The sequence below is a fragment of the Streptomyces sp. NPDC006925 genome, assembly GCF_042869575.1.
Taxonomy (GTDB): Bacteria; Actinomycetota; Actinomycetes; order Streptomycetales; family Streptomycetaceae; genus Streptomyces.
The window spans coordinates 342,808-366,929 of the sequence record NZ_JBIAGB010000003.1 but is presented as its reverse complement, the minus strand read 5'-3'; the positions used below and the strand labels follow the sequence as shown (position 1 = coordinate 366,929).

The window sequence follows — 24,122 nt, the reverse complement described above, 5'->3', positions numbered from 1 at the left end:
TGTGCCGCACTGTGCAGGTTAACCAACCGACGGGGCACGCGGTCAGCATCCGGCAGCGGGCTGTGACAGGAGTATGACCTCTCCGCCACGTAACCATCGCCTCCCGGTCGTCACCCTCTTTGTGCGGCAGTGCCGTCCGGGCAGGAGGCTGCCGCAACGGCCCGCGGGTGCCGGGCCCTCAGAACGGTCGGCCGAACGGAACTGTCGACGAGGCGGTTTGAGAGCATGACCGCCATGGGGCTGACAGAACACGCTTTCACCGTGCACGAAGGTGCCACAGGACCCGTCCTGGAGACCGAGCGGCTGCTGCTGCGCCCGCTGACGACGGACCATCTGGACTTCTTCGTCGAGCTGCACAGCGACCCCGAAGTCACCCGGTTCGTCCCGGCGTTCACCCGCGAACAGGCCCGCGAACGGCTCGCCGGGATCCAGCGGCAGTGGTCCGAGCGCGGCCACGGGCTGTGCGCGGTGGAATCGAAGGAGACCGGCGCGCTCCTCGGCCGCTGCGGCCTCAACCACTGGGAGGTCTTCGACGAGGTGGAGGCCGGGTGGACGTTCCGGCGGTCCTGCTGGGGGCGCGGATTCGCCACCGAGGCAGCCCGGGCCGTGGTGGAGTGGGGGCTGGAGACGCTGGACGTCCCCTACCTCACCGCCATGATCGCGCACGGCAACACCGCTTCGCGGGAGGTCGCCCGGCGGCTGGGCTTCACGCCCGGACGCGAGGACACCTTCCTGGGCCACCGCGTCACCGTCCATCTGCGGCACCGTTCCGGCGGCCTGCCCGGCCACCCGGCCGGATGACAGCGGGGCCCGCGGCGGACGCGCCGCTGCTGCGACTGACGGGAGTCAGCCGCAGCTACGGCGCGCGACAAGCCCTGCACCCGCTCGACCTGGAGGTGCGTGCGGGAACCTGCACCGCCCTGTTCGGCCACAACGGATCGGGCAAGTCCACCCTGCTGCGCCTCGCCTGCGGGCGGGACCGGCCGACCACCGGGACCGCCCTGTTCGACGGCGCACCGGTCGACGAGGACGACCCGCAGGTACGCGCCCGGGTGGCCGTCACGGGAGACACCGTCGCCTGCTATCCGGACCTGACCGTCCGCGACCACCTGGAACTGGTCGCCGTGGCACACGGAGTCGCCGACCCCCGTCCGTGGATCGACCAGGTGCTGGCCGACCGGCGGCTCACCGACCACGCCGACCAGCTCCCCTCCGCGCTCTCCTCCGGCCAGACCCAGGCACTGCACCTGGCCGCCGCGCTCGTCCGCCCGCGGGACCTGCTCGTCCTGGACGAGCCCGAGCAGCGCCTGGACCCGGCGTCCCGCACCCGCCTGGGGGCGCTGCTGCGCGGTGAGACCGACGACGGCGTCGCGGTGCTGCTCGCCACCCACCAGGCCGAACTCGTCCACGCCGTCGCCGATCACGTGGTCGTCCTCGAGGACGGCAGGGTCGTCGCCGAGGGCGGCCCCGAGGTGCTGGACGGGACGGGTGCGGAGCGCTCCCGCGGCGGCACCCTATGAGCACCTTCGCCCCGCGCGACCGGGCGGAGCCGGCCGGCGGGGGCGGCGACGGCTCCACCGGGGCTGAGTGGACAGCCGCCGACGACCGGACGTCGGAAACCCTGGGTCTGCTGCGCAGCAAGCGCCGGGCCCATCGCAACCGGCGCAACCGCGACCTGGCCGTCACCGGCTACGCCGTGCTGCTGATGGCCGTCGGGTACGGCGGCACCCTGGGGTACCGCCTGGTTCGGCGACTGGGACGGCTCGCCGCGCAGGACGCCACCGCCGAGGCGGTGCGCAGCGCCCTGCCCGCCGTGCTGGTGCTGGCCGCGTGCGCCCTCGCGCTGCTCGCCGTACGGGACGCGCTGTGGCGCGGCCCGGTGCTGGTGCCCCGCTGCGACCTGGACTGGCTGCTGGCCCAACCGGTGCGCCGCAGCCGGGTGCTGCTGCCCGCGTTCCGGCTCTCCGTGACCCTGATGGCCGCCGGGGGAGCGCTGTGCGCGATCGGCGGCGCCGTGCTGCTGCGGCTGAGCGGACTCGCCGAACTCGGGCCCGCGCTGGCGCTGTGCCTGCCCGGCGGGGTCTGCCTGCCGTTGCTTGCCTGCGCGCTCGCCCTCCGGGTGGAGCGCGACGACGGCGCGGCCCGCCGGGCTCGGGCGCTGACCCCGTACGCCGTGCTGCTGCTGCTCCTGCTCGTCCTGCAGGCCGCGTGCGCGGCGCGGGGCAGCCGGTCGGCCCTCCTGGAGACGGTCGAGCTGTGGTCCGGCCCCTGGGGCTGGGCCGCGCAACCGGTCCTGCACGCGGCGGGCGTGCGCGCCGCGGGGTGGCCCTGGGCGCTCGCGCTGCTGGCCGCCGGTACGGCCGTGGCCCTCGGCCACGCCCTCCGGTCGGTCGGCGCGCTCCCCACCCGGCGGCTGCGGGCGCGCGCCGCCACCGCGGCGACCGTCGCCTCGGTGCTGTGGTCGGCCGAACTGCGGGCGGCCAAGCTCGCCGTCGATGCAGCCCTCGCGGACGGCGCCTCCGGAAACCTGCGGCGGCTGCCCCTGCCACGCTCAGCCCGGTTCGCCGTCGTGCGGCGGGATGCGATGTCCCTGCTGCGCGCTCCCGGGCGGGTGGTGAGTGCCGCGCTGTGGACCGCGGCGGCGTCGGGTGCCGCGGGGCTCGCAGTGTCGTCGGCCGGCGCCGGGCGGGTCACCGCGCTCGCGGTGGCGCTGGCGCTCGGCTGGTTCGCGGTGGGACGGCTCGCGGAGACCGCGCGGCTGGAGGCGGACGACACCCGGCGCTCCTCCTGGTCGCCGTTCCGCCTCAGCAGCCTGATGCTGCAGCACGCGATCGTGCCTGCCGTGGTCGGCGCGGTGCTCGCCCTCGCGGCGGCGGTCCCGTTCGCACTGCGGGGCGGCGGATGGGCGCTGCTGCTGATGCCGCTGTGCGCCCCGCCGTTCGCCGCCGCCGCGGTGCTGTCCGCGGTGCGTGGTCCGGTGCGGACGGAACTGCTCTCCCTGGGGCTGGTGACGCCCGCGGGGGACGCCAGCGTCTTCGTCTTCCTCTTCTGGTACGCGACACCGTTCCTGGCGGCGGTCGCCCCGCTGGCCGCCGGACTCGCATCGAGCGGCGTCCTCGAACCGGGGGCGCAGGCGCTGGACTCGGTGCGTCCGGCGGCGACCGCGGTCGGGCTCAGCTGCGTCCTGCTGTTCGCCGCTGCGCGGGGTGCCGGGAAGCTGCGCCGCCCGGCGCCCTGAGCCGGTCGCTCACCCCTCCTCGGGCACGGGCAGGATCTGCCGCAGCAGCCCGCGCGGATGCCCGCGGCGGCGCCACTCCCGGGGATAGCCGATGGAGACCTCCTCGAAGCGGACTCCGTCGTGCCGGGTGGTCCGGGGGATGTGGAGGTGGCCGTAGACGGCGGCGGCCACGTTGTAGCGCGTGTGCCAGTCGGCGGTCAGCTCCGTGCCGCACCACTGCGCGAACTCCGGATACCACATCACGTCCGTCGGCTCCCGCACCAGCGGCCAGTGGCTGACCAGGATCAGCGGAGTGCCGGGGTCGAGGGCGTCCAGCCGCTTCTCCGTCGCGGCCACCCGGTCCCGGCACCAGTCGTCGACGGCCGGATACGGGTCCGGGTGCAGCAGGTACTCGTCCGTGCAGACGACGCCGGAGGCGTGCGCTGCGGCCAGCGACTCCTCCTTGGTGTGCGTCCCCGGGGCCCGGAAGGTGTAGTCGTACAACTGGAAGACCGGCGCGACCACCACCTCGCCCTCCGGACCGGCCCAGCGGGGGTAGGGGTCCTCGGGCGTCAGCACGCCCACCGCACGGCACATCTCGACCAGTTGCGCGTACCGTTCGGCACCCCTGGACTGCACGGGATCGCCGTGCGGAGTCCACAGCTCGTGGTTGCCCGGCGTCCACACCACGCGCGCGAACCGGCCGGCGAGCAGCCGCAGCGCCCACTCCACCTCGTCGAACCGCTCGGCCACGTCTCCGGCGACGATCAGCCAGTCCTCGTCGGTGTGCGGGCGCAGCGACTCGGTGACGGGCTTGTTGGCCGCCATCCCCACGTGCAGATCGCTGACTGCCAGCAGCCGGCCCCGGCCGGATGTCATGCGGCTCCCCTCCGTGTCCCCCTGGGCGCAGCGCCGCGCGCTGCCACCGCTCCGTCCGCACCGACCATAACCTCCGCCGCCGACGAGCGCTGCGAACGGGACGGCAACGGGCGGCGGACGACGGCCCGTCGGCGGGACTGCGCAGCCTCACCCCTCCGGGGGATCCTCGCGTGGGTCCGGACGGGCGGTGGCGGCACCGGGGCGGACCGCCCGGGCGCGGTCGGCCGGGGAGATCCGGCGCAGGGTGAGGACGGCGAGGTCGTCCTGCTGATAGGGGTGGGAGAACGCGCGCACGTCGTCGCGCAGCGCGCGGGCCAGCTCCCGGCCGGGCGCGCCGTCGGCGGCTCCCGCGGGCTCCACCAGGGCGGCGAGCCGCTCGGCCAGCGGATAGAAGGCACCGTGCCCGTCCCGGGCCTCGGACAGCCCGTCGGTGTACAGCAGCATGGTCGAGTCCGGCGGGAAGCAGACGCCCGCCGCGGAGCGCTCCTCGCGCACCAGCGACGCCAGCCCCAGCGGTACGCCCGTCGCACCGAGCCGCACGGTGTCGGGCGGCAGTGAGTCCCGGACCAGGAACGGTGACAGATGGCCGCAGTTGACCACCTGCGCCGTACCCCGGTCCAGCGGGTCGACCGAGACGACCAGGGCCGTGACGAACCGCTCGGGCTCACCCGAGTGGCGTGCGTAGGCGTTGTGCCGGACCACGGAGGTCTCCAGGGCACCGACCAGGCCGGTCAGCGTCGGCTCGCGGTGCGCGGCCTCCCGGAATCCGCCCAGCACGGCGAACGCCACGCCCACCGCCGAGAGCCCCTTGCCCTGCACGTCGCCGATCAGCACCCGGGTGCCGTAGGGCGTGTCGGCCACATCGTAGATGTCGCCGCCGAACAGCTTGTCCTCCTGCAGCGGCTCGAAGATCCCGTCCACCCGCACCTGGGACGTGAGTTCCGGCAGCGGGTGCAGGATGTGCTGCTGGATGACGGCGGCGGTCGAGCGCAGCCGCAGCAGCTCGGTGTCCCGCGCGATCCGCCAGCGCGCCCCGAAGACCGCCAGCACGGCGAACAGCAGGGTGAGCGCGAGCGTGATGGCGTCGTCCAGGTGGTAGCCCGGATCGCGGGCCACCGAGATGGCTCCCCCCGCCGTTGCCCAGACGGCGGCGGCCTGGGTCTGCCGTACGGTGCCCACGCTCGCCACGATGGCGGGGAGGAAGATCAACAGGCCGACCAGGCGCGTCTCGGATCCGGCCAGGTAGCTGAGCACGAAGATCAGCAGGGTGAGACCGAGGACCCAGGCCAGGAAGGCCGGGATGGAGAGCGCTTTGGGCTGCGGGTGCTCCAGGGCGCGCTGCGCCCGATCGGGGGACTGCTGCGGCCGCGCTCCGGTCTGCTGCTGCTCCATGGCCCGTTCCTAGGGTGCGATGTTGCGAGGGTCTGCTGTGCGACCCTCCATCCTCACCCGCGTACCGCCCGCTGTCCGTCGCGACACCGCGCGGGAGGCACTCGGGGTCAGGAGTCCCTGCCCTCGGGGTCCCGCGGGAAGTGCGGGTTGTGGTCCTTCTGCCAGGAGGTCTCCAGCGGCTCCGGACTGTGCAGCGGAATCTCCGGCCCCACGCCGCCGGTGGGAGGCCAGTCCGGGCGCTGGTCGGCGGGGAGGGAGCGGAGGGCCTCGCTGACGCTGGAGAACACCGGCAGCATCTCGGTGCTTCCGGTGAGCGCGAGCACCGCGGCGAGCCGCCGCCCCACGCAGGCCAGCAGCAGGCTGCCCTCCCGGCGATGCAGCAGCCAGCGCAGCGCGAGCAGGCAGTTGAGCCCCCGCGAGTCGCAGAAGACCAGCGCGGTGACGTCCAGCACCAGATGGCGGTAGCCGCTGGTGACCACGGCACCGATGCGGTCCAGATAGAACTCCTCGGACCCCCGGTCCAGTTCGCCGCTGAAGCGGAGCACCGCGCACTCGTCCCTGACGGTCAGCGGCGTGATGGCCAGACGGTCGTTCTCCCGCGACCTCATCGGCCTCCGTCCCCCGGCACGGAGCCGGTGCTCTGCGCGTCCGCCCTGGCGCGGATCCGCGGCCTCCGAGTATTCCAAAGCCGGTGCCCTGCGAGGCCGCCTGTGCCTCTCACCCGCCAGTGCCTCTTCTGCACCAGTGATCGTACGTGTTGCCACCGGGCGCGAGAGTCGCTTCGTGCGGGAGCGGCGGCCGTTTCCCCTGGTAACCCGCGGCGAGTTCCCCTGGTGACCCGTGGCGGGAGCGGTCGGCTCCGGCGGAGTTCTCGCCGATGAAAAGATCACCGACGGTCTCCCGTAATGGTCTGACCTTTCCTCGTCCGCGCTCTTCGCGCCGGATGATGCATGAAGACGAAGGCCCCGGGTAACTGACCCTGCAGCCGTTCGAGCGTTCACACGGGAGACCGTTCGGCGGCGGCGGGTATTCACGCAGAGCGCGGTACCCCGTTGGCAGAGGAAAGACCCCCACATTCGCGGGTCGGGCTGCTTTCGGCGGCAACACCCCGCGGAGACGGGAGACAGGCATGGAACAGGTAGCGGCCCTCCGGGACGAAGAGGGTGTGACAGCGGACACAGCGCGGACGCGGTATTTGCGCAGCAGTTTCCAGGCGCGCGGGATCACGCGCAATTTCCTGGCCACGGTCTCGCCCCCGCCCTCGTCCGACGCCGCGGAGACCGTCCTGCTGGTCGTGTCCGAGCTGGTGACCAACGCACTCCGGCACGGTCGGGGGGTCCGGGACTTCCGGCTGAGCGCCGGGCACGGCTCCGTCACGGTCGAAGTCGCCGATTCCAGTCCGGTGCTCCCCCGGGACCGCAGTCCGCAGGATTTCACCGAGGCGGAAGGCGGCGGTTTCGGCTGGCCCATCGTCTGCCGCCTGGCCCGCGACCTCACCATTCGACTGCACCCCGACACCGGAAAGATCATCTGTGCGGATATCCCCCTGTAGCGGTACGCCGAACGCTGCGGCAGACGGCGAACTCCGCGAGAGGAAAGGCGCGTTGCCGCCTCGACGGTGAGGAGGAATGGACGGTCCGCCGGGCCGGTCCGGATCCGGGAAATCGAGCGGTCCGGAAGCCGCATTGAACCGCGAATGCGGGGCCGTATCCCTGTCGCGGTGACGCCGAACGGAACATTCCGCGCATCGGATACCTCCCCGCGCCCGGGCTGTCGTGGGCGCGCCCCGGCGCATCCCGCTCGGTCCCCGGACTCGCACCCGGGGCGACGGTGCGGCGCGCACGCCGGAAGGCGGGACGGTTCGCGCGCCTGGGACCCGGGCGCCCGGTGCCGGAGCCGAGACCGCGTCCAGGAGCCCGCGGAGGCCCGCACGGCCGAGCCCCACACCGCCGAAGCCCCGGCCGCCTGTGCCGGTACCCGGCCGCCTGTGCCGGTACCCGCTGAACGGCCAGTACCGCCGCCGGCCCGTACCGCTCGGCTGCCTGCTCCGGCGGCACGTCTCCACCGGGCCCGCACCGCGGGGGGCCCGCGTGCCTCGGGCCTGCTCCGCCGAGGGGCGCGTCGCCGCGCCCCTCGGATTCCGCGCGCCCCCTTCCCCCGGGCGGTGCGCACGCGTGCCGGGCGCACCGGGTGCGCGCCTCCCCGCCCGTCGCGCGCACCGGCCCCGCTCCGTCCTGCCGTCCTGTGTCGTCTCGTGCCTCCCCCTGTCGCGCCCTGCCGCCCCTTGCGCCCCCGCGTGCTTCCCGCCGGGGCTGTCGAGTGGGAGTCACCGGAGCGGAGGGTGGGAAAGCCGATTACTGAGAGCGCACCATTCCTAAACGCTTCGCGCTGCATGGCGCGCCTGGGCCGGAGAAAGGAGAAGCCGCTCCGGTATGACGACTCACGACCTCTCTGACGTCCCCGCCGCCGCACCCTCCCTGCTGGCGTACGCGCACGAGCGGACCGAACCCGTACTCAGGGAGGCCGTCGCAGCCCTCCAACCCGAGCTGCGGCGGGTCTGCGGCTACCACTTCGGCTGGACCAGGCCGGACGGCAGTCCCACCTACGGCGTCACCCCGGGCCCGTATCCGCACGCGGCGCTCGCCCTGCACGCGGCGGCCGCGGGCGAGCCGGAACGGAACGGCGGAGCTCCGGAGACCTCCACGGCCGCGGCGCTGCCGGGGGCCGCGGCCGTGGAACTGGTCCACAACTGGGCCGTGCTGCACGACGACGTCATGGACGGGGAAGCGCTGCGGCGCGGCCGCTCAGCCGTGTGGGCCGTCTACGGCACCGGTTGGGCAGTACTGGCCGGGGACGCGCTGCTGGGCGCCGCCACCCGCTGTCTGCTGGCGTCCGGGGAGCCGGACGGCACACGCGCTGCCGAAGGGGCGCAGCTGTCCGCGGCCCGGGACGCGGCCGCTGAGGCGGAGATACTGGAGGACGACGAGGCGGTGGGGGAGGAGCGGGCCGCCGTACTGCGGTTGCTGTCCCGGACGACGTCCCGGCTGATCAGCGGCCGCTCGGCCGAACTGGCGCTGCGCCGCCGGGCCCCGGAGGGGATCAGCGTGGCCGAGTACGCGGCGGTCGCGGCGGCCCGCACCAGCTCGCTGCTGGAGTGCGCTCTGGCGGCGGGGGCACTGCTGGGCGGCGCGGAGGAGCGGGTCGTCGAGGCGTTGACCCGGGCCGGCCACCATCTGGGGGTGGCCGCACAGGCGGAGCGCGACATCGAGGACCTGTGGTCGGGTACCGCGCTGAGCGGCAGGCCGGTCATGAGCGGCTTACGCGAGGGCGGTCCGAGCCTTCCACTGATCACCGCGCTGCGTGCGGTCAACCCGGCCGCCCGCACCCTCGCCCGGTCGCTGGGCGGCGGCCCGGCCTGCCCGCCGCCCCCGGACGAGCTGGCCGACCTCATCGAGACCGCGGGTGGACGTGCCGCCGCGCACGAGATCTCCGCCTGGCAACTGGCCGAGGCGTACGCGCAGTTGGACAAGGCGTCGCTGCCTGCCGCCTCGCACACGGCGCTTCGTGCGCTCTTCCGGCGCACCGTCACCCGCGGCTGATCCGGGCCGCCATCCTGCCCAGCACGACGAAGGCCGCGGCCGCGACCGACAGGTAGAGAGGAACGAGCAGCGGAGCGGCCGCCGCCTGGTCCACGGCCGACCAGCCGGCGTCCCGGCTGTCGCCCTGCAACGCGACGCGGTTGACGGTGAGGACGGTCAGATGGGTGCCGATCGCGGTGCACAGCGGCGCGTCGGGCAGCGCTCTCCGGGCGGCGACCAGGGTGAGGCCGAAGACGGTCAGCAGGATCAGGTGGTCCGCCGGGGGCCGGCCCTCCGGGACGATCCCCACGGGTGCTCCCTCGGCGCCGAGCAGCCGTGCGGTGGTCGCCTGCACTGCGGTTGAGGCGCCGGGCACCAGCAGGAAGACCGCCGTCGTACCGAGTGCGCTGAGTGGTCCGCTGAAGGAGCCGCGCAGCGAGGTCCAGGTGTATCCCCGCAGCGTCGTCTCCTCGGGGAGCGCTTCGAGGAGCAGGGCGACCGCGGTGTTGGTGACGAGGAACCGGGCCAGGGTGCCCGGGTCCGGGGTGGACCAGCGCAGCAGACCCGCGGCGGTGCCCAGGCCGAATACGAGGCAGGCGGCGGTGCCGGGCACGGCGATTCCGACCAGCAGCGCCCGCAGGCTCGCCGCCGGCCCGCCGAAGCCGAGCCGTGCGACCCGGTGGCCGTCGTGGCGTACCGCGGCCCGTACCAGGGTCAGCGCCACCAGGCTCACCAGCACGGCGGGTATCAGCCGGGCCGCCGTCGAGGACGGGGCGAGCCCGAGGGCGCGGGCGAGCGAGGGCCCGGCGCCGGTGCCGATTCCCAGTGCCAGGGCCATGACCGCGCCCCCGGACAGGGCCCGGGGCACCGCCTGATGTCGCGCGCCCTGCGGCGCCTGTTCGCCGGTGTCCTGCCGTGCGGGGCGCAGGTAGGTCACGGAAGGCTCCTGTGGGCGACGGAGAGCGTCTGACCTGTGCATTGTCGATGGCGGCCAGGGCGGTGCGCCTCGTCGGCGATGAGGATCACCGACTACATCGAACGAGTGACCGGGTGGATCTTGTGGGCCGTTCGGCGGTAGGAGCGGTGTCGCTGCACAGGAGAGGGGACGAGTGAATAAGTCAGTTAATAGGACTTATATGACTTTCTCGTCCTGGAGGAGAGCTCATGTCCGCTGCCCACCCCGCTCCCGACCGCACTCCTCAACGCCCCCGGATTCGCGCCGCGACCCGCCGTCTCCGGCCACGCGCCGCGACCCGCCGTCTCCGGCCACGCGCCGCTCCCCGACGCCCCCGGACGCGTGGTGCCCTCCACCGGACCACGGCGGCGCTCGCCCTCGCAGCCCTCCTCGGCGGCGCGGCAGGGTGCGGGCAGACCGGAGGGGGCTCCGGACGGGACGAGGGACCGGCCGGTCACGACAGCGGAGAGCAGGCGGAGCAGGCGCGCGGCGGACGGGCCCGAGGCGGCTTCTCGCTGTTCGCCACCGGGGACCTGCTCGTCCACGACTCGCTCATCCGGCAGGCGCGTGCGGACGCGGGCGGCTCGGGGTACGACTTCGGCCGTATGCTCGCGGCCGCGAAACCCCTGGCCGACAGGGCCGACCTGGCGATCTGCCACATGGAGACCGTCTACGGCCCCGACGGCGGCCCCTTCACCGGCTATCCGCTCTTCCAGACGCCGCCGCAGCTCGCCCGCTCCGTCAAGGACGCGGGCTACGACTCCTGTTCGACCGGCTCCAATCACACCCTGGACGACAGCGCGGACGGGGTGAATCGCACCCTCGACGCCATGGACGGTGTCGGTCTCCGGCATGCGGGGTCGGCGCGGTCGGCCGGGGAACGCCATCGCCCCACCATGCTGCGGGCGGGCGGTGCGAAGGTGGCGCAGCTCTCCTACACGTACGGCACCAACGGCATCTCCCTGCCGGAGAACAAGCCGTGGCTCGTCAACCTCATCGACCCCGAGCGCATCGTCCGGGACGCCCGCGCAGCACGCCGCGCGGGCGCCGACGTGGTGGTGGCCAGCATGCACTGGGGCACCGAGTGGCAGCAGGAACCCGACGGCCTCCAGCGCTCCCTGGCCAGGAAGCTGACGGCCGCCCGCTCCGGCGGACGGCGGGACATCGACCTGATCCTGGGCACCCACGCGCACGTCCCCCAGGCGTACGAGAAGGTCAACGGGACGTGGGTCGTCTACGGCATGGGCGACCAGATCGCCGGCAAGATGAACGACCCGCGCGGCAGTATGGGCACGGCAGCGCGCTTCCGCTTCGTGCCGCCCGAGGACGACCGGGGCGCGGCCGCCTGGACCGTGGAGAAGGCCGAGTTCACCCCGTTCATGATGAAGACCTCGCCCCGCCACACCCTCGTCAACCTCGCTTCGAAGGCCAGCCGGAGTGCGGGCGACCCGGCGCAGGACGAGGCGTACGCGTCCATCCGCGAGGCGGTCTTCAGCCGGGGCGCCGAGAAGGACGGGCTGCGCATGGCCCCCTGACGGCGCGGCACGGCTCCGGGACGACGCGGCCCTGCCGGTGGGGGCGGGCGCGTGGACCGAGGGCGGGGGCGGGCGCCGGACGGCCCCGCGCCCCACCCACGGTTCGGGCGGCTACCGGCCGGGGAAGCCCCCGGGTCCTGCCGGTCCTGCCGGTCCTGCCGGGCCCGCCGCGGCAGTACGGCGCCGGCCTGTCCGGCTGATCACCACGGCACCGATGACCATCAGGAGGCCGACGCCCGCCACCGAGGAGCCGATGGCCAGCGGCGCCGTCTCCATGGGCGGGTGCTGGGTGGGCTTCACGCCGTTCGGCGGGGTCAGGAACTTCTTGCCCTTGTACCCGGTGGCGGCCGCGCCGTCGGCGGGCGGATCGGACGCGGCGCGTACGGCCGCGGCCGCGTCGATCACCCCGTGGCCCACCCTCGGGTCGTAGCCGCCCGGCGGGTGGTGCGCCGTGTCGGTGAGGATGGCCCGGACCTGGGAGGGCTTGAGCTCGTGGTCCTTGCCGAGCATCAGCGCCACCACACCGGAGGTGAGGGCCGCCGCGGGTGAGGTGCCGCTGACGGGCGCATAGCCGCCGGTGTTCTTCGCGCTGACGATGCCCACACCGGGTGCCGCGACGCTGTTGTAGGTCCGGACCGTGGAGAAGCCGGCCCGGCTGCCGCCCTCCGCGACGGCGGCCACCGCGATCACACCCGGGTAGCCGGCGGGATAGGACGACTCGTTGAAGATGTCGCCGTCGTTGCCCGCCGAGGCCACCACGGCCACCCCCTTGTAGGCGGCGTGCGCCAGCGCCTTGGTCTCCTCCTCGTCGAACGAGGACCCGAAGGTGTCGCCGCCCAGCGACATGGAGATGACGTCGGCGCCGTGGTCGACCGCGTAGGTGATGCCCTGGGCGACCGGGCTGGGGCCGGTCTTCCAGTCGTCGAGGTCGTGCTCCTTCTTGTCGTCGATCACCCGCACCGACAGGATGTCCGCCTTGGGGGCGACCTTGAGCACGTCGGAGGCCATGGCCGTGCCGTGGCCTCCCCAGCGCGGATCGCCGGAGTGGAGCCCGTCCTTGAGGAAGTCGGGCCCGGTGGTGACCTTTCCGGCCAGGGCCGGATGGTCCTTCTCGACGCCGCTGTCCAGCACGGCGACCTTCACGCCGTCGCCCTGCGAGGCGCGCTGGGCCGAGGACAGCCCGAGCGCCCCCGCTTCCCAGCTTGCAGGGGTGTCGGCCCGGGCGGGGGCCGCGGTGACCGCGCACAGCAGCGCGCCCAGCCCGGCAGCGGCGACCGCGGTGCCGATCCGCCGACGCGTCATGACGTCTCCTCCAGCAGCAGGTCACCGATGTGCACATCCAGGTCGTGGGCGAGTGTCGCGGCCCCTTCCCGCCAGGGCATCCGGTCGGACTTGGCGTCGAGTTCGGTGCGGCCCCACTGCCCGGGCAGCCGGCCCGCCTTGCGGCCGTCCGCCGAGCCGGCCGAGGCCGCGAGGGCGTACGGCAGATGCAGACCGGTGGCCTGCATTCCGTCCGTGCCGTTGCGTCGGGAGTCCTTCCAGCCGGCGGCCACCGTGTCGGGGACCGGGAGCGCCTTGACCCCGTGGCTCTCGGCGCGCTTGTCCCTCTCCGCGTCGAAGAAGGTGCCCATCCCCTCTTCGGGGTCCTCGACCTCGGGCAGGACGATCAGGGCCACGGTGGCGACGAAGTTGCCCGTGGGGTCGGCGTAGGTGGCGCGCAGCACTGCCTTGCAGCCGCGCTTCTCGGCCTCGGCCGCCAGCGCCCCGGTCAGCGCGTCGGCGCAGCCGGTCTTCTCGGATATGCCCAGCCGGTGCCATTCGGCGCTCTTGGGATCGTCCGCCTCCGACTGGGCGTCCGCCTTCGGCCCCAGCGTCTTGGGGAAGAGCTTGTCCACCGGCTCGTTGCGCCACATGGCCGGTCCATAGCCGGTGCGGTTGGAGACGTCCTGCTGCGCGTTGGAGACGGTGTGCGCCGCCAGTGCGCCGCCCGCGAGGAGTGCCAGGGCGCCGGCGACGCCGAGGAATGCGGTGAGGCAGGTGCGACCGGTGTTCTTCTTCGGCGGCGGCAGCGGCATGCCCGGCTGCACCCCGCCTCCTGGCGACCCGCCCCCGGGTATCCCCGTCGGCGGCATGCCCGGTTGCGGTCCCGGCATGCCCTGCGGGGGAGGGCCGCCCTGCGGGAAGGAGCCACCCTGGCCCGGAGGCATGCCGGGTGGCCCGGGCGGCCCGGGCGGTGGACCGGGTGGCATCGCGGGCGGCGGGCCCGGCTGCCGCCCGTAGCCCCCGGGGCTGCCCGGGGGCTCGGGTGGGCTCGGGTAGGACATGGCTCCCCTCCTCGGCGATCGGCACCCCTGAGCGCGGGTGCAGAGCAGCGGGGGAGACGCCTGCGCTCGGATCTAACGCGCGTGCCCCCGCGTTTGCGTAGCAGACCCTATCGGCCGATCCCGGACCGGAAGCTCCGTCTCCGGTCTCGTCTGTGTCACAGAACTGCAGGTCAGAACAGTTCGGGACATACCAGGCCGGAGACGCGGGACGCGGACCATGCCCTCACACGGATCGCATCGGAACGTCCGCTGCGGCGGCTCGGCTCCGTGGCCTCAGACCCGCTGGAGCGTCTCGGAGCCGCTGTCCTCGCGGGCCGCCGCCGGAGCCTGCTCGTCCTCGGGGACGGCGATGACCCAGCGGGTCTGCCGACGCGGGCGCAGATAGAGCGCCCAGTAGGCGACCGCGACGAGGACGATGCCGCCGGTGACGGCGAGGCTCTCCGGGCTCTGCCGGAACAGGACCCACAGCAGCACCGCCATCAGCAGTGCGGGGAGCACCGGCCACAGCGGCATGCGCCAGGCGGCCCGGTGCTTGAACTCCGCGCGCCGGGCCGCGAGAGCGCCGAGTGCGACGAAGACGTACATGCCGGCCACCGCGACGCCGGTGACCTCGCTCAGCATGTCCAGGTCGACGAAGCACAGCAGCGCGCCGGGTACGCCGACCACGAGCGTGGCCACCCAGGGGGAGCCGAAGCGCCTGCCGAGCCGGGAGAAGGCGCGGTTGACCGGCGCGGTCCAGGCGGAGTCCCGCGCTGAGGCGAAGACCACCCGCGAGTTCTGGATGACCATGACGATGGCGGCGTTGATGATCGCCAGCGCGATGCACAGGCTGATGAATGTCCCGACGGCCGAGTTGCTCCAGCCCTGGACCATGCCCGCGATGTCGCCACCGGCGAGGGCCTGCAGATCCGGTGCGCCCAGGGTGATGGCGACGACCGGGACGATGACCACCACGAAGCCGAGCGCGAGGGTCCACAGCACGGTGCGGGCCACGGTGCGCCGCGGGTTCTCCATCTCCTCGGCCAGGTACACGGCGGTCGAGAAGCCCTGCAGGATGAACAGCGCGGTGGCGAGCCCGGCGACGATCAGCCCGGCCGTGACCGGCGCCGTGTGGCCGTGCCCGCCGTCCATGACCGGGTGCACCAGTACCGAGGCGGAGCGCCGGGTGTGGGTGAAGCCCAGCACGGCGACGACGGCGGCGCCCACCACCTCCAGGGCGAGGAAGATGCCGGTGATCCAGGCGTTGGCCCGCAGGTCCAGCAGGCCCATGACGGTGGACAGCAGCATCACGGCAGCCGCGGCGAACCGTGGATCGAGGTGCACGAGGGGTGCGAGGTAGTCGGCGGTGCCCAGCGCGATGATCGGCGGCACGATCATGACGACGATCAACGACAGGACGAACACCAGCCAGCCCGCCAGCCTGCCCAGCAGGGTGCCGACCATCGCGTACTCGCCGCCCGAGCTGGGGATCAGGGTGCCCAGCTCGGAATAGGTGAAGGCGACGCCGACGCACAGCAGGGCGGCGACGGTGAGGGCGAGCGCGGTCCCGGTGCCCAGCGTGCCGAACGAGTCCGGCACGATCACGAACAGGGACGAGGCGGGGGTCAGGCAGGACAGGGTGAGCAGCGTGCCGCCCACGACGCCGATGGAGCGGGTGAGCCGTGGCCTGCTGTGCACTTCGCGCGTGTCGGTCATGCTGTTCCGTTCGTACCGTGCGTACTGGGCGGGGTGCGGTATCGCCTCCGGTGGCGCACCGAGCGGCGGTGCGGAATGTGCGGGTGCCGGAACGCGGTCCGGCACCCGCATACAAGCCCCTGCGGCAAACCGGAGTCAAGACCTCCACTCGACGGAATCCGTTGCCATCGCGGCCTTCTGACCCTCTTTACGGTTGCCGGATGTGTCCTACGCAGTCGATTCCGGTCAACAAGGAAATCGCAGCAACGATTCTCGAATTCTCTCGCCCCGCACCCGCGCACAGCCTGCACCGTCTCAGGATGCGGTCGGCCGCACCGGCGCTCTCGCCCACGGTCCGGCGCAGGCCGAGGTGATGGCGCCACACAGCCGCGGCCACGGCCGACGGCAGCCGGGGCACGCGGGAGCACCGGGGGAGGGAAGGGCACGCGGGAACCGCGGCCCCGGAAGGGCCGCGCCGAGGGGCAGCCGGCGCCAGGCCGGCAGGTGGCCCGCGCAAGGTGTGGGGTCAGTCCGTGCGAGGCCGGAGGAGGAGCACCGCGGGAGGCGGGAGGCGGTCAGTCCTCGCGCGGCAGGCCGAACGCCTCCACGATCCGCTGCGCCGCCAGCGTCGCGGTCAGCCCGCCCTCGCGGACCTGCTCCTCCAGCAGCGGTGCCAGCCGCCGCACCTCAGAGTGCTGTTCGAGACGGCTGAGCAGATCGTCGCGGACCATCGACCACACCCACTCGACCTGCTGGTCGCGGCGCTTGGCGGCCAGCTCCCCGGTCGACTCCAGCACCGCGCGGTGCCGCTCCAGCCGCTCCCACACCTCGGCCAGACCGGTGCCCTCGCGGCCGCTGCAGGTGAGGACCGGTGCGGTCCAGGCCGCGTCGGACGCCCGCATCAGCCGCAGCGCACCCGCCAGCTCGCGGGCCGCCGAGCGGGCGTCCCGCTCGTGCGGGCCGTCCGCCTTGTTGACGGCCAGTACGTCGGCGATCTCCAGGACGCCCTTCTTGATGCCCTGGAGCTGGTCGCCGGTGCGGGCCAGGGACAGCAGCAGGAAGGAGTCGACCATCTGCGCGACGGTCGCCTCCGACTGGCCGACGCCGACCGTCTCCACCAGCACGACGTCGTAGCCGGCGGCCTCCATCACCAGCATCGTCTCGCGGGTGGCCTTGGCGACCCCGCCCAGCGTCCCCGCGGTGGGGGAGGGGCGCACGAAGGCGTCGGGGTTGACCGCGAGACGTTCCATCCGGGTCTTGTCGCCCAGGATGGAGCCGCCCGTGCGGGTGGAGGAGGGGTCCACCGCCAGCACCGCCACCCGGTGGCCGCGCTCGGTCAGCAGAGTGCCCAGCGCGTCGATGAAGGTCGACTTGCCGACCCCGGGCACCCCGCTGATCCCCACCCGCCGGGCGCCGCCCGCGTGCGGCAGCAGCACCGTCAGCAACTGCTGGGCCAGCTCCCGGTGGTCGGCCCGCCGCGACTCCACCAGCGTGATCGCCCGGGCGACGTACGCGCGGGAGCCCGCCAGCACGCCCTCGGCATAGCTGTCGACGTCGATCGCCCGGGGCATCCGATCAGCCCTCACGGCCCTCGGCGGCCTCCCGGTCCGGTGCGCCCGCGCCCGGGGCCGCGGGATGGCCCAGCTCAGCGGCCAGCTTGCGCACCAGGTCGTAGGCCGCGTCCGGGATGACCGTGCCGGGCGGGAAGACGGCCGTCGCGCCCGCTTCGTGCAGCGCCTCCACGTCGGCGGGCGGGATCACCCCGCCGACGACGATCATGATGTCGTCCCGGCCCGCCGCCGCGAGCTCCTCGCGCAGCGCCGGGACCAGCGTGAGGTGACCGGCCGCCAGCGAGGAGACACCCACGATGTGCGCGTCCGCCTCGACCGCCTGCCGCGCCACCTCCGCCGGAGTCTGGAACAGCGGGCCGACGTCGACGTCGAACCCCAGGTCGGCGAAGGCGGTGGCGATCACCTTCTGCCCGCGGTCGTGGCCGTCCTGCCCCATCTTGGCCACCAGCAGCCGCGGCCTGCGGCCCTCCGCCTCCTCGAAGGCGTCCACCAGCTCGCGGGTGCGGGACAGGGACGACGACACTCCGGCCTCCTCGCGGTACACACCGGAGATCGTACGGATCTGGCCCGCGTGCCGCCCGTACACCTTCTCCAACGCGTCCGAGATCTCCCCGACGGTGGCCATGGCCCGCGCCGCGTCCACCGCGAGCGCCAGCAGGTTGTTCTCCAGTCCCGGCCCCGAAGCGGACCCGGCGGCCCGGGTGAGCGCCTCCAGAGCCGCGCCGCAGGCCGCCTCGTCCCGTTCGGCGCGCAGCCGCCGCAGCTTCTCGACCTGCTGGGCCCGCACCGCCGAGTTGTCGACCTTCAGCACGTCGATCTGCTCGTCGTCGGCCGCCCGGTACTTGTTGACCCCGATCACCGGCTGCCGACCGGAGTCGATCCGGGCCTGGGTGCGCGCCGCCGCCTCCTCGACGCGCAGCTTGGGGATGCCCGCGTCGATGGCCTTGGCCATCCCGCCCGCGGCCTCGACCTCCTCGATGTGCTGCCAGGCCCGCCGCGCCAGGTCGTGGGTGAGCCGCTCCACGTAGGCGCTGCCGCCCCACGGGTCGATCGCCCGGCAGGTGCCCGACTCCTGCTGCAGCAGGAGCTGCGTGTTGCGGGCGATCCGCGCGGAGAAGTCCGTGGGCAGCGCCAGCGCCTCGTCCAGCGCGTTGGTGTGCAGCGACTGGGTGTGGCCCTGGGTCGCCGCCATCGCCTCGACGCAGGTACGGGTGACGTTGTTGAACACGTCCTGCGCCGTCAGCGACCAGCCGGAGGTCTGCGAGTGGGTGCGCAACGAGAGCGACTTGGGGTTCTGCGGGCCGAACCGCGAGACGAGCTTCGCCCACAGCAGCCGCGCCGCGCGCAACTTGGCGACCTCCATGAAGAAGTTCATGCCGATCGCCCAGAAGAAGGACAGCCGCGGCGCGAACGCGTCCACGTCCATCCCCGCCGCCATCCCGGCGCGCAGATACTCCACCCCGTCCGCCAGGGTGTAGGCCAGCTCCAGATCCGCCGTCGCCCCGGCCTCCTGGATGTGGTAGCCGGAGATGGAGATGGAGTTGTACCGCGGCATCTTCTGCGAGGTGAACGCGAAGATGTCGGAGATGATCCGCATGGAGGGCTGCGGCGGGTAGATGTAGGTGTTGCGGACCATGAACTCCTTGAGGATGTCGTTCTGGATGGTCCCCGCCAGCTTCTCCGGCGGCACACCCTGCTCCTCGGCCGCGACGATGTAGAGCGCCAGCACCGGCAGCACCGCGCCGTTCATCGTCATCGAGACCGTCATCCGGTCCAGCGGGATGCCGTCGAAGAGCTGCCGCATGTCGTAGAGCGAGTCGATCGCCACGCCCGCCATCCCGACATCGCCCGTCACCCGCGGATGGTCGCTGTCGTAGCCCCGGTGGGTGGGCAGGTCGAACGCGACGGACAGGCCCTTCTGACCAGCCGCCAGATTGCGCCGGTAGAAGGCGTTGGACTCCTCCGCGGTGGAGAAACCTGCGTACTGACGGATCGTCCAGGGCTGGTTGACGTACATCGTCGGATACGGGCCCCGCAGATACGGGGCGATCCCCGGATAGGTCTCCAGGAAGTCGAGCCCCCGCAGATCCTCGTCCGTGTAGAGCGGCTTGACCGTGATGCCCTCGGGCGTGTTCCAGCCCAGCTCCGGGACCTCGCGCCCGGTCCGCTCCGCGACCGCCTCGCGCCACTGCCCGGCGGTGCCCTCGGACGGCTCCGGGCCGTCCAGGCCGACGGTCGTGAAGTCGGGCACCGGGCTTCCCGGTTCCGCGTCCGGTCCTGTCGTCCGGCGGCTCATGCTTCGACCCCCATGCAGTCGAGAAGGGAGGTGAGGAGGGCGACGGCATCGCCGCCCGCGTGGACGAACCCGTCGACGCCGTAGTCGGCTTCGCCGGCGCGGCCCGCCAGCAACACCCGGGTGGCACCCGCGGCCCGGAGCGCGGCGGTCACGTCCGCCGCCTCCTCGGCGTAGAGCGTGTCGCTGGAGCACAGGCAGGCCACCGAGGCGCCGCTGCCCTCGAACGCCCCGGCCGCGTTCCGCGCGTCCACCGTCACCGGGTCGTGCACCGGCTCGATGCCCCCGGCGCGGGCGAGGTTGGCGACGAAGGAGACCCGTGCGGTGTGCACGGCGGCCGGGCCCAGCGCCGCCAGGAACAGCTTCGGGCGGGCGCCGGTCGCCGCCAGGTGTGCGTCCGAGCGGGCCCGCAGCGCCTCGAACCGGTCGTCCCTGCGCACCCGCGGCAGCCCGCCGCCGGGCCGCTCGGGCGCCGGTTCGCGCTCCACGGGCCGTTCGTCCAGCAGCGGGAACTCGCTGACGCCGGTGATCGGTTCGCTCCGGTGTGCCAGCGCCCGGCCGCGCTCCGCCCAGCCCTCGCGCAGCCGTGCCTCCACCAGCCCGTCGCGCAGCGCGGCCGCCATACCGCCCGCGCCCTCGATCTCCTGGAACCAGGTCCAGGCCGCGCGGGCCAACTCGTCGGTGAGCGCCTCCACGTACCAGGAGCCGCCCGCCGGGTCGATCACCCCCGCCAGATGGGACTCCTCCAGCAGGATCGTGGAGGTGTTGCGGGCGATGCGGCGCGCGAACCCGTCCGGCAGGCCGAGCGCGTCGTCGAACGGCAGCACCGTGACGGCGTCCGCGCCCCCCGCCCCGGCCGCCAGCGTCGCCACCGTCGTACGGAGCATGTTCACCCACGGGTCGCGGCGGGTCATCATCACCGCCGAAGTCACCGCGTGCTGCCGCTGGGCGCCCGTACGGGAGGGGGCGCCGCACGCCTGTACGACACGTGACCACAGTCGGCGCGCCGCACGCAGCGCCGCCATGCTGGTGAACTGGTCCGCCGTCGCGGCGTACCGGAACTCGAGCTGCCCGCAGGCCGCCTCCACCGACATCCCGGCAGCCGTCATGTCCCGCAGGTAGGCCACTCCGGTCGCCAGGGCGCAGCCCAGCTCCCCTGCGGGTGTGCCCCCCGCCTCGTGGTACGGCAGCGTGTCGACCGCGTAGGTGCGCAGCCCCGGATCCCGCCGCCCGCACTCCTCCGCCAGCGCCGCTGCCTCGCGGCGCAGCTCCGGGACCGCCTCGTGCGCTCCGGTGCGTGCCGCGTACCCCAGCGGATCGGCCCCCAGCAGGCTGCCGGGGGCGGGCTCGATACCGTCCGTCAGACGCCCGCGCAGCCGCAGCAGCTCGGCGGCCGCCCGTCCGAAGTCTGCGCCCGCCTCCAGCACCACCGGCGCCAGGTCGAGATAGACGCCCTCCAGGGCGGGCTCCAGATCCTCGATCGGCAGCCCGCCCTCGCCCACCGCCAGCCAGACGGAAGTGACACCGTTCTCCAGGTCGCCGAGCACCGCTTCCCGGGTACCCGCGGCGTCGGCACGCGTGTGCCGCTGCCGTACGTCCCAGCCGTGCGCGGCGTTGCCCTCGGGACGGGCTCCCCTGGTGAAGGGCGCGAACCCGGGGAATCCCCGCGGGCCGCCCTCCCCCGTCACTTCCCTCGTGTACAGGGGGCGTACGTCGATGCCGTCGGTGAGCGTCGTGGTGAGGGCGGACTCGGGCTCGGAGGCGTCCGGGACCGTCGCTCCCGTCTTGCGCAGAACCCCGGATACGAGTTGCTGCCACTGCTCGTACGTGGCGTCCGGGAAGTCCTGCGCGAGGGAGAGCCCTTCTTCAGGCGGGACCGTCATGGCCGCAGATTAGGTGAGGTGACCGGCGAGTAGCAGCAACCCGAGGGTGTGACCTTGCACTCTCCCGCCGCGGGCGGCCTGCCTTCGCACGGTTTGCCGGGCGTGCCACGGCTCCCGCCGACTCATCCGGACCGCGTGGCGAGCTCCCGCCGGGCGAGTCGGTCGGCCCGGCGTGTCGTCTCCGGCTGGCGGTACGCGGGGGCCAGCCGGAGGACGAGGGCGCAGGCATTGTCCAGGCCGATGCCGCTGCCCACGGAGACGAACACCGGCTTGACCCCCTCCTGGGTGCGCAGTGCGCGGCCGACCCGCTCGCCGTCCATGGTCAGCGCCGACCATGCCCCCCGCTCCGGGGCCGGGGTCTCGTGGTCGAAGACGAACGGGGACTTGGCCACCCCGAAGCAGGGGAGGCCCGTCAGTACTCCCAGATGCACGGCGAGTCCCGCGCGCCGGGGGTGTGCGACGCCGTAGCCGTCGCACACCACCACATCCGGCTCCGGGTACCGGGACAGCCCGCGCAACGCGGCGGCGACCGACGGCAGTTCGCGGAACGCCAACAGCCCCGGGACGTACGGGAACGAGGTGTGTCCCACGTGCACCGACTCGTCCAGCACGGCCAGCGTCGCCGCGTCCAGCACGACCGCCGCCGCGACCAGGCCGCCGTCGTCGGCGTAGGCGACGTCGACCCCGGCTACCGTCCGCACCTCGTCCGGACCGGGACCGGGACCGACCGGATCGGCCGCCTCGCGCACCCGCTCCTGCGCCGCCACCGCCTCGGCCTCCGTGGTGGGCCACGCCTCCGGCCCCGCCGTCACCCCGCGGTGCGCTTCCGCCCCGACCGTCCCCACGTCACGCTCCCGTTCGTCCCGCTGATCTCAGGCGCGCGCGGTGGCACAGCCCGCCGCGTCACTGCGCGCAGACGACATCGTGCAGTTCGATCGGATGCGAGTCCAGCGCGACGTAGGCGGTCGAGGTGCTCGCCGTCCCGTCCGCCCAGTAGGCGGTCACCGTGGCCCAGCCGAACCCCGCCGACTGCGCGGTGGTCACCGGGCCGACCTCGATGTCCCGCGGCGTGTTCTGCGCGCACAGGATGACGTCGCGGTCGGGGTGCTGCGCCTGCTTCCGCTTCAGGAGGTCGGATACGAAGTACTGCCGCTGCCGGCGGTCGGGGCCGTGTGTCCCGTAGAACCAGGTCAGGAATCGATGGATCTCCGGACCGGTGTGGCGCCGCGCCGCGGTGTGCCCGCTCCCGGCCTGCGCGCCGGCCGGGGGCTCGTACACCTGGGGGGTGGGACGCGCCGGGGCCGTATGCGCACTCGGCGCGCCCTGCCCGGACGGCGCCGCCCAGGCGCTCGGCGCGACCAGCGCCAGGACCGCGGCACCGGAGGCGCACAGCGCGAGGACTCCGGCGCCATGGCACCGGGCGCGGCTCCGGCGGACGGCGGTGACGGCGGAACGGAACATGGGGTACCTCTTCTTGTCGGGCGCTGTCCCGGAGGGACTCGGTGACCGCATCGTCCGCCTCCCGGATACCGGCGGAGCGGCGACGCCGCAACGCGCCCCAGCAAACCCTCCTTCCGGGTGATGTAGGCCCCGTCCGCACCGCGCGCAGCGAGCCCGGACGGCCGGTGCGGGCGTTCGGGGAGCCGCGCGCCGGCCGCCGGGCCCGGGAGCTGCCGTACGCGAGACGGTGAGCGGGACGCCGCGGCGGCGCGTAGCCTGCGTCTCCCACCGATCCGGGCCAGGAGGGAGCGCCGCATGGGGGCCGAAACGCGGTCGGACCGGGTCCTGCGCTCGGTGGATCTCGCGCGCGTCGCCGGGATCTCCACGCAGCAGGTGCGCAACTACGAAGCGGCGGGCGTCCTGCCACCCGCCTCGCGCACCGAATCCGGGTACCGGGTCTTCACCCCGCGCCACCGCGCCGCACTTCTCGCCTTCCGCGGACTGGCGAAGGGCTACGGTCCCGGTCCCGCCCGGAGCATGCTGCACGCCGTGCACGAGGGCGACGTACCCGCCGCACTGGCGCTGGTGGACGAGTGCCATGCCACGCTCCACGAGCAGCGCCGTTCGCTTCAGGTGGCGAGCGAGGCGCTGACGGCCACGGCGGAGCGGGCGCCCGAGGAGGCGGCGCCGATCCGTGGGGTGCTGCGCATCGGCGAACTGGCGCACCAGCTCGGGCTGCGCCCCTCAGCGCTGCGGGTATGGGAAGCGGCAGGGCTGCTGACCCCGCACCGCGAACCGGGTACCGGCTACCGGGGGTTCGGCCCCGCGGAGATCCGCGACGCCCGTCTGATCGCCCTGCTCCGGCAGAGCCGCTACCCGCTGCCGCAGATCCGCACCGTCCTGGACGGCCTGCGCGAGACCGGCGGCACGGGAGAGCTGCGGGCCGCGCTCGCCCGCCGCGACGAGGAGCTGACCGCCCGCACCGCGGCCATGCTGGAAGGCGCCGGACTGCTGCACGCGTACCTGCGCGACCACGCCTCCGGCGCCCCTGCCCCCGCCCCCGGGGACCGCTCCGGGAGCGGGCCGGACCGTACGGGAGCGGACGGCTCCGGGGACGCGGGGGCTCCCGCACGAGAGGGCTGACTGACGCACCTCCGGCAGGCCGGACCTTCCCTGGTCCCGGCGCGGTGCGCTGCCCGGTCGCGGGGTAGCAGGGTCCGCTGCTCGCGCGCACCACCGTCCGGGCGCGCGGTTGCCTCAGCCGGAGCCCCGCTCCAGGACGCGGGATTCCTCCGGCTCCGCCTCCGAGAGAACGCGGACAGTGCCGCGGCGGTGTCGACGCTCTCCGGGGCCGGTCGCCTCGTCGGCGGCGACCCGGAAG

The 24,122-nt window shown here is 73.9% G+C and carries 19 protein-coding genes; 7 read left to right on the top strand and 12 right to left on the bottom strand.

Features of this window, described 5'->3' with window-relative positions; genetic code table 11:
* Positions 1-234: 234 nt before the first annotated feature.
* From ACFYNS_RS06695 to ACFYNS_RS06685, 3 genes are read left to right on the top strand one after another with little or no spacing between them, the layout of a single operon-like run.
* On the top strand, positions 235-801 hold the full coding sequence (locus ACFYNS_RS06695; RefSeq protein WP_360290526.1) for a GNAT family N-acetyltransferase: 567 nt from the start codon (positions 235-237) through the stop codon (positions 799-801).
* Entirely contained in the window at positions 798-1,520 is a 723-nt protein-coding gene (locus tag ACFYNS_RS06690; protein WP_360290528.1) for an ABC transporter ATP-binding protein, read from the top strand. Before ACFYNS_RS06695 ends, ACFYNS_RS06690 begins: the two co-directional genes overlap by 4 nt.
* On the top strand, positions 1,517-3,238 hold the full coding sequence (locus tag ACFYNS_RS06685) for a hypothetical protein (RefSeq protein ID WP_388601230.1): 1,722 nt from the start codon (positions 1,517-1,519) through the stop codon (positions 3,236-3,238). Before ACFYNS_RS06690 ends, ACFYNS_RS06685 begins: the two co-directional genes overlap by 4 nt.
* A gap of 9 nt (positions 3,239-3,247) precedes the next feature.
* On the opposite strand, the gene ACFYNS_RS06680 is transcribed toward ACFYNS_RS06685, so the two are convergent.
* From ACFYNS_RS06680 to ACFYNS_RS06670, 3 genes are all read right to left on the bottom strand, one after another.
* Positions 3,248-4,096 carry a metallophosphoesterase gene (locus ACFYNS_RS06680; protein WP_360290532.1) on the bottom strand — a complete coding sequence of 283 codons (849 nt, stop codon included), beginning with the start codon at positions 4,094-4,096 and terminating at the stop codon, positions 3,248-3,250.
* 147 nt (positions 4,097-4,243) lie between these two features.
* Complete coding sequence (locus tag ACFYNS_RS06675; RefSeq protein WP_388601227.1) at positions 4,244-5,488, bottom strand: PP2C family protein-serine/threonine phosphatase; 1,245 nt, start codon at positions 5,486-5,488, stop codon at positions 4,244-4,246.
* Positions 5,489-5,595: 107 nt separating this feature from the next.
* Positions 5,596-6,096 (bottom strand): STAS domain-containing protein, encoded by a 501-nt coding sequence (locus ACFYNS_RS06670; protein ID WP_360290536.1) that lies wholly within the window; start codon positions 6,094-6,096, stop codon positions 5,596-5,598.
* Between the two features lie 521 nt (positions 6,097-6,617).
* Here ACFYNS_RS06670 and ACFYNS_RS06665 point away from each other — a divergent pair.
* Together ACFYNS_RS06665 and ACFYNS_RS06660 are read left to right on the top strand one after the other, a co-directional pair.
* The gene (locus ACFYNS_RS06665) at positions 6,618-7,040 is read left to right on the top strand and encodes an ATP-binding protein (protein ID WP_360290538.1); all 423 of its coding nucleotides are present in this window, start codon (positions 6,618-6,620) and stop codon (positions 7,038-7,040) included.
* 880 nt (positions 7,041-7,920) lie between these two features.
* Positions 7,921-9,087: a polyprenyl synthetase family protein gene (locus ACFYNS_RS06660; protein ID WP_360290540.1), complete on the top strand. Its 1,167-nt coding sequence runs from the start codon at positions 7,921-7,923 to the stop codon at positions 9,085-9,087.
* Here ACFYNS_RS06660 and ACFYNS_RS06655 read toward each other — a convergent pair.
* Positions 9,074-10,003 carry a hypothetical protein gene (locus ACFYNS_RS06655; protein WP_388601223.1) on the bottom strand — a complete coding sequence of 310 codons (930 nt, stop codon included), beginning with the start codon at positions 10,001-10,003 and terminating at the stop codon, positions 9,074-9,076. The two genes, ACFYNS_RS06660 and ACFYNS_RS06655, sit on opposite strands and share 14 nt — an antisense overlap.
* A gap of 227 nt (positions 10,004-10,230) precedes the next feature.
* On the opposite strand from ACFYNS_RS06655, the gene ACFYNS_RS06650 reads away from it, so the two are divergent.
* Entirely contained in the window at positions 10,231-11,556 is a 1,326-nt protein-coding gene (locus ACFYNS_RS06650; protein WP_360290544.1) for a CapA family protein, read from the top strand.
* A 111-nt stretch (positions 11,557-11,667) separates the two neighbouring features.
* Here the strand turns inward: ACFYNS_RS06650 and ACFYNS_RS06645 are convergent, their stop codons facing one another.
* The 8 genes from ACFYNS_RS06645 to ACFYNS_RS06610 form a co-directional block, all read right to left on the bottom strand.
* On the bottom strand, positions 11,668-12,858 hold the full coding sequence (locus tag ACFYNS_RS06645) for a S8 family serine peptidase (RefSeq protein ID WP_388601219.1): 1,191 nt from the start codon (positions 12,856-12,858) through the stop codon (positions 11,668-11,670).
* Positions 12,855-13,643 (bottom strand): hypothetical protein, encoded by a 789-nt coding sequence (locus tag ACFYNS_RS06640; protein ID WP_360290548.1) that lies wholly within the window; start codon positions 13,641-13,643, stop codon positions 12,855-12,857. Before ACFYNS_RS06640 ends, ACFYNS_RS06645 begins: the two co-directional genes overlap by 4 nt.
* A gap of 510 nt (positions 13,644-14,153) precedes the next feature.
* Positions 14,154-15,575, bottom strand: a complete 1,422-nt coding sequence (locus ACFYNS_RS06635; RefSeq protein WP_388601217.1) for an APC family permease — start codon at positions 15,573-15,575, stop codon at positions 14,154-14,156.
* Positions 15,576-16,129: 554 nt separating this feature from the next.
* Positions 16,130-17,125: a methylmalonyl Co-A mutase-associated GTPase MeaB gene (gene meaB, locus ACFYNS_RS06630; protein ID WP_388601214.1), complete on the bottom strand. Its 996-nt coding sequence runs from the start codon at positions 17,123-17,125 to the stop codon at positions 16,130-16,132.
* 4 nt (positions 17,126-17,129) lie between these two features.
* Entirely contained in the window at positions 17,130-19,421 is a 2,292-nt protein-coding gene (gene scpA / locus ACFYNS_RS06625; RefSeq protein WP_388601212.1) for a methylmalonyl-CoA mutase, read from the bottom strand.
* The gene (locus ACFYNS_RS06620) at positions 19,418-21,301 is read right to left on the bottom strand and encodes a methylmalonyl-CoA mutase family protein (protein ID WP_388601210.1); all 1,884 of its coding nucleotides are present in this window, start codon (positions 21,299-21,301) and stop codon (positions 19,418-19,420) included. Before ACFYNS_RS06620 ends, scpA begins: the two co-directional genes overlap by 4 nt.
* Positions 21,302-21,423: 122 nt before the next feature.
* A complete protein-coding gene (locus ACFYNS_RS06615; RefSeq protein ID WP_388601208.1) occupies positions 21,424-22,146 on the bottom strand; it encodes an endonuclease V in 723 nt (240 codons plus the stop codon).
* 58 nt (positions 22,147-22,204) lie between these two features.
* Entirely contained in the window at positions 22,205-22,762 is a 558-nt protein-coding gene (locus tag ACFYNS_RS06610) for a hypothetical protein (protein ID WP_388601206.1), read from the bottom strand.
* Between the two features lie 294 nt (positions 22,763-23,056).
* On the opposite strand from ACFYNS_RS06610, the gene ACFYNS_RS06605 reads away from it, so the two are divergent.
* A complete protein-coding gene (locus ACFYNS_RS06605) occupies positions 23,057-23,884 on the top strand; it encodes a MerR family transcriptional regulator (RefSeq protein WP_360290562.1) in 828 nt (275 codons plus the stop codon).
* Positions 23,885-24,122 lie beyond the last annotated feature (238 nt).